The organism is Kocuria sp. SM24M-10 (assembly GCF_001027955.1).
Taxonomy (GTDB): Bacteria; Actinomycetota; Actinomycetes; order Actinomycetales; family Micrococcaceae; genus Kocuria; species Kocuria oceani.
In genome coordinates, this window is sequence record NZ_LDNX01000093.1 from 1 (window position 1) to 4,876 (window position 4,876).

General features: G+C 77.3%; 2 protein-coding genes. Both read left to right on the plus strand.

Going from position 1 to position 4,876, the window contains the following annotated elements:
• Positions 1-615: DUF4232 domain-containing protein (locus ABL57_RS10630; protein ID WP_053004901.1), on the plus strand; the 615-nt coding region annotated here is incomplete at its 5' end.
• On the plus strand, positions 605-4,876 hold a 4,272-nt coding region (locus ABL57_RS10635; protein ID WP_047803450.1), incomplete at its 3' end, for a DEAD/DEAH box helicase. The genes ABL57_RS10630 and ABL57_RS10635, both read left to right, overlap by 11 nt.

Genomic DNA, 4,876 nt, shown 5'->3' on the forward strand with positions numbered 1-4,876 from the left:
GCGGACGGGCCGGCCGGCGAGCGGGCCACCGCGGCGCCCACCGCCCCTGATGCAGATCCCGCGGAGCCCGCCCCCGGGCCCACCGGCGCGGCGGGGCCCGGCGGGGCGACCGCGGACGAGCCCACCGAGGAGACCGCAGAGGAGCCCACCGGGGAGATCGCCGAGGACGCCGGCGAACCCGCTCGCGCCGCCGCCGCCGGCCGCGCCGGCTGGTGCGCGACCTCCGCGCTCGGGGTCTCCGCCGCACCGGCCGGGGGCGCCGCGGGGTCGGTCTGGGTGGACGTCACCGTGACCAACACGGCCGCGGAGCCCTGCGTGCTCGGCGGCTACCCGGGGGTCTCCTTCGTGGACGCCGACGGCACGGCCCTCGGCGCCCCGGCGGTGCGGGACGCGGGCGTTCCCGGGACCGGCAGGCAGCTGGCGCCGGGCGAGTCCGCCACCGCCGCGCTGCGGATCGGCCAGGCCGCCGTACACCCCGGGTGCGAGGCCCGGGAGGCCGCGGGACTGCGCGTCTACCCGCCCGAGAACACCCGCTCCGTGGTGGTGCCCTTCCCCGCCGAGGCCTGCACCGGCCCCGGCATCCAGCAGCTCGAGATCCAGGGCTTTGGCACCTGATCCGGCGCTGAGCCTGTTCACCGAGCACACCCGGGCCTGGTTCTCGGGTGCGTTCGCCGCGCCCACGGCCGCCCAGGAGGGCGCCTGGCGGGCCATCGCCGCGGGACGCCACGCGCTGATCGTGGCGCCCACCGGCTCCGGCAAGACCCTGGCCGCGTTCCTGTGGGCCCTGGACCGCTTCGTGGCCGAGGCGGCGCCGGGGCCGGCCACGGCGACCGGGCGGCCGGGGACCGTGGACACCGCGTCCGCGGCCGGCCCCGGGGGCGCCGTCCCCGCCGCACCGGCCGCGGACGCGGGGAGCCTGCGCACCAAGGCCCGCTCCGCGGCCCCCCGGGCCGAGCGGCGCGGCACCCGGGTGCTCTACATCTCCCCGCTCAAGGCGCTGGGCGTGGACGTGGAGCGCAACCTGCGGGCCCCGCTGATCGGGATCTCCCAGACCGCCCGGCACGCCGGCGTCGAGCCGCCGGAGGTCAGCGTGGGGGTCCGCTCCGGGGACACGCCGCAGGCCGTGCGGCGGGCCCTGCTGTCCAGCCCGCCGGACATCCTCATCACCACGCCCGAGTCGCTCTACCTGATGCTCACGTCCAAGGCGCGGGAGACCCTCACGGACGTGCACACCGTGATCGTGGACGAGGTGCACGCCGTGGCCGGCACCAAGCGCGGGGCGCACCTGGCGCTCACCCTGGAGCGGCTGGACGCCCTGCTGGAGAAGCCGGTGCAGCGCATCGGGCTGTCGGCCACGGTCGAGCCGGTCGAGACGGTCGCCCGGTTCCTGGGCGGGCGGGAGCCGGTCTCCGTCGTCGCGCCGCGGGCGGAGAAGCGGTGGGAGCTCACGGTCTCGGTGCCGATCCCGGACATGACCGTGCTGGGCGGTCCCGCCGCCTCCCCGTCCCTGGCCGGATCCGGCTTCGGCGACGACGACCTGGACGCCCTCGCCCCCACGACCACCGCGTCGATCTGGCCGCACGTCGAGGAGCGGGTCGTGGACCTGGTGCTGGAGAACCGCTCGACCATCGTGTTCGCCAACTCCCGCGGCCTGGCCGAGAAGCTCACGGCACGGCTCAACGAGATCTACGCCTTCCGCCTCGAGCACACGGACCCGGACGGCAGCCCGGACGGCGACGGCCCGGAGGCCGCGTACGGGACCGGCAGCGGCCCGCACGACGACGCAGCCCCCGGGGTCCCGGCGGGCTCCGCGCCGCAACAGCTCGGGGACGTGCTGCGCTCCGCCCTGGCCGGGCGGGATCCGTCCGCGCCCGGCGGGGCCGCCGAGCCCGCGGACCTGCGCCGGCAGACCGGCCGGTACGAGGGCGCGGCCCCGGTGCTGGCCCGCGCCCACCACGGGTCGGTCTCCAAGGACCAGCGGGCGGTCATCGAGGACGACCTCAAGACCGGGCGGCTGCGCTGCGTGGTGGCCACGTCCTCCCTCGAGCTGGGCATCGACATGGGCGCGGTGGACCTGGTGGTCCAGATCGAGGCCCCGCCCTCGGCCGCCTCGGGGCTGCAGCGCGTGGGCCGCGCCGGCCACCAGGTCGGGGAGGTCTCCCGCGGCCGGTTCTACCCCAAGCACCGCGGGGACCTGCTCGACGCCGCGGTGACGGTCGAGCGGATGCTGCAGGGCCGGATCGAGCCGCTCGCCGTCCCGCTGAACCCGCTGGACGTGCTGGCCCAGCAGACCGTGGCCGCGACCGCCCTGGGACCGGTCGAGGTGGAGGAGTGGTTCGACACCGTCCGCCGCTCCTCCCCGTTCCTGACCCTGCCCCGCTCGGCCTTCGACGCCACCCTGGACCTGCTCTCGGGCCGCTACCCCTCCGACGAGTTCGCCGAGCTGCGCCCGCGCATCGTCTGGGACCGGGAGACCGGCACGATCGAGGGCCGCCCCGGGGCGCAGCGGCTGGCGGTGACCTCGGGCGGGACCATCCCGGACCGCGGCCTGTTCGCCGTGTACCTGGTCGGCGAGCAGGACGGGAAGAACTCCAAGCGGGTGGGCGAGCTCGACGAGGAGATGGTCTACGAGTCCCGCGTGGGCGACGTCATCGCCCTGGGCGCCTCCAGCTGGCGGATCGAGGAGATCACCCACGACCGGGTGATCGTCTCCCCCGCCCCGGGGGTCCCCGGCAAGCTCCCGTTCTGGCACGGGGACGGTCCCGGCCGGCCCGTGGAGCTGGGCCGCGCGGTGGGCCGGTTCAACCGGGAGATCGCCGGGGCCGCCGAGGACGAGGCCCGCGCCCGGCTGCGCGCGGCCGGGCTCGACGAGTGGGCCGCCGACAACCTGCTGGCCTACGTGGGCGAGCAGAAGGAGGCCGTGGGGCAGGTGCCCTCGGACCGGCTGTTCGTCGTCGAGCGCTTCCACGACGAACTCGGGGACTGGCGGGTGGTGCTGCACTCGCCGTTCGGGATGCCCGTGCACGCCCCCTGGGCGCTGGCCGTGGGCGCCCGGCTGCACGAGCGCTACGGCCTGGACGGCTCCGCGCAGGCCGCCGACGACGGCATCGTGCTGCGCGTGCCGGCCATGGAGGACGAGCCCCCGGGGGCGGAGCTGTTCCTGTTCGACGCCGACGAGCTGGACCGGATCGTGACCGAGGAGGTGGGCGGCTCGGCGCTGTTCGCGTCCCGCTTCCGGGAGTGCGCCGCCCGGGCCCTGCTGCTGCCCCGGCGCGACCCCGGCCGGCGCACGCCGCTGTGGCAACAGCGCCAGCGCTCCGCGCAGCTGCTGGACGTCGCCCGGAAGTACCCGCAGTTCCCGATCATCCTCGAGACGGTGCGCGAGTGCCTGCAGGACGTCTACGACCTGCCCGCCCTCAAGGAGCTCCACCGGGCCGTGGAGCGCCGGGCGATCCGGGTGGTGGAGACCACCACCGACCAGCCGTCCCCGTTCGCCCGGACCCTGCTCTTCGGCTACGTCGCCCAGTTCCTCTACGAGGGGGACTCCCCGCTGGCCGAGCGCAAGGCGGCGGTCCTGTCCCTCGACGCCGCCCTGCTCAACGAGCTCCTGGGCCGCGCCGAGCTGCGGGAGCTGCTGGACCCGGAGGTCCTCGAGCGCACGGAGGCGGAGCTGCAGCGCCTCGCCGCCGACCGCCGGCTGCGCGGGCTCGAGGGCGCCGCGGACCTGCTGCGCCTGCTCGGCCCGCTCACCACCGCGGAGGCCGCACGCCGGCTCCAGGACCCGGACGACCCGGAGGCCGCCTGCCCCGAGGACACCGCCGCCGGCTGGCTGGAACAGCTCGTGGCCGCCAACCGCGCCCTGCGGGTGCACCTGCGCGGCGTGGAGCACTGGGCGGCCATCGAGGACGCCTCCCGACTGCGCGACGCCCTGGGCGTGCCCCTGCCCATGGGGGTGCCGCTCGCGTTCGTCGAGCCCGTCGAGGACCCGCTGGCCGACCTCGTCTCCCGCTACGCCCGCACGCACGGGCCCTTCACCGTGGACGAGGCCGCGGCCCGGCTCGGACTCGGCACGGCCGTGGTGCGGACCACCCTGGAGCGGCTGGCCGCGGACCGGCGGGTCGTCGAGGGCGAGTTCCGGCCGGCGCGCACGGACGCCGGCGGGCCCGGCCCGGCCGCCTCCGAGTGGTGCGAGGCGGAGGTGCTGCGCCGGATCCGGCGCCGCTCGCTGGCCGCGCTGCGCCGCGACGTGGAGCCGGTCCCCGGGCAGGTCTACGCCCGGTTCCTGCCCGCCTGGCAGCACGTGGGCCGGGGCCACCAGCTGCGCGGCGAGGACGGCGTGCTCACGGTGGTGGACCAGCTCGCCGGCGTCGCCGTCCCGGCCTCGGCCTGGGAGCCGCTCGTGCTGGCGGCCCGGGTGGCGGACTACCGGCCCGAGCTGCTGGACGAGCTCACCGCGTCCGGGGAGGTCCTGTGGTCCGGGGCCGGCTCCCTGGCCGGCGACGACGGGTGGGTGTCGCTGCACCTGAGCGAGGCGGCCCAGCTGACCCTGCCGCCCGCCGAGACCCTCGCCGTGGCGGCCGCCGCCCTGGACTCCACCCTCGAGCGCCGGGTGCTCGACGTCCTCGCCCCCGGCGGCGCCTGGTTCTTCCCGCAGCTGCTCGGGCTGCTCGAGGCCGACGGCGACCCGGTGCCCGCCGGGGAGCTGACCACCGCGCTGTGGAACCTGGTCTGGGCGGGGCTGATCACCAACGACACCTTCCTCCCGGTGCGCTCGCTGCTCTCCGGCGGGCAGGCCGCCCACCGGCACCGGGCCAAGCCCCCGCGGGGCCGCTCGACGGTCCGCCGCGGCGCCGCCCGGCTGCGGCCCGGCGGCGCC